Genomic DNA, 1,391 nt, shown 5'->3' on the forward strand with positions numbered 1-1,391 from the left:
CCACTGAAAGCACACGCTTATAAACATGACGAATATAGAAACGGTCTTTCAATGTGGCAGTAATGGATAAATTACCGTGACTATGAATCCTTGCACCAAACAACTCATCAAATGTATGTAGACATCCAGAAGATCCCAAGTGAGGTTTTCGGTCGACAACAACGACCATAGAAAATACGCCTTCAATCTTAGGAGTTGAACCATCCATATTCAAAACACGTTCAATTTTAACAGTACCCTTAAAACGTAAACGTTTTAATTTAATAAAACTCTTTGATCGATTCGGTTCACTCTTACCAAGATTAGGGAAATTAATAAACGTTGAGATCGCTGAATTATGGGCCATGACAAATTCAGGCCCAAACTGATTCTCATGTAAACGTTGGGCTGACATTCTAACATCATCATGGGCCTTTCTATGAATATTCGATCCACGTTTGCCATTGATTCTATTCACACTATACGCACGCCTAGACAAGGGATACCTTGAATAGCTTCGTCTCGAAGTAGTAGTAGCACCACGTTTGTTTCGCGAAAAATACATTTTCAAATACACAGGTTCCATTAATAAATATGAACACAATATATACACAATATATCTTCGAAATTAATTAAATAGGCACAAAACAAAGCATTTAATTGGTCCATCTCAAATATGTAGTACAATGTCAGAAATATAAAGCACCAATTTCTGACAACTCCTCACATGATTCAAAATTTGAATCAAAAAATAGCCGTTAGATAAACATTACCAATTAAATGCAACATTGTAAAACGCGCCACGTGCAAAACTAAAGTTGGTTATTGCCTCAAATGACAAAGAGGCCCTATATGGAACACGTGTCGTCACAACAACAACGGATTTCAAAAACACGCTCAACTAGTTTTGCGGAACTGAAATACACGGCCAGGATTTCAAGGGGAAAAAAATCGCGCGGCCATCCGGTAATATTATAGCGGATGGCCGCCACGTGTCTCCAGATCCTTAAAGAACTTCTTACTATATATTGGCACCATTACACCGATTCATAGAGACTTTTGGACGAGAGCTCAATCGGGGTACACCCTCTTATTTACGACTATGCCACCACCAAAGCGTTTTATAATAAACGCAAAGAATTATTTACTCACATAACGCATTGTTCAATTGAATATAGAGTGCAATTGAACAACTTTAAAGCAATGATTACTTTTATGATTTCCACTTAAATAATCTCCCATTACTTTCACAAGTTGTACGCAAATAAGCTTGTCTATTTAAACATTGAGAGAGCGCCCATTTGTGAAAAACAACAACAGTTCTTACTTCTTTTCTCTCAATTTGTTTTTCCGCAAGAACATAGCTCTTTTATAGTATCTGCTTCTTAAACTCCCGAACCGATTCCGCTGCG

General features: G+C 37.2%; 1 protein-coding gene. It reads right to left on the reverse strand.

All coding sequences use genetic code 11. From position 1 onward, the window contains the following. On the reverse strand, nucleotides 1-457 hold a 457-nt coding region (locus IEY94_RS24555), incomplete at its 3' end, for a capsid/nuclear shuttle family protein (protein WP_229784380.1). Nucleotides 458-1,391: the final 934 nt, after the last annotated feature.

This window comes from Pilimelia anulata (genome assembly GCF_014647895.1).
Taxonomy (GTDB): domain Bacteria; phylum Actinomycetota; class Actinomycetes; order Mycobacteriales; family Micromonosporaceae; genus Pilimelia; species Pilimelia anulata.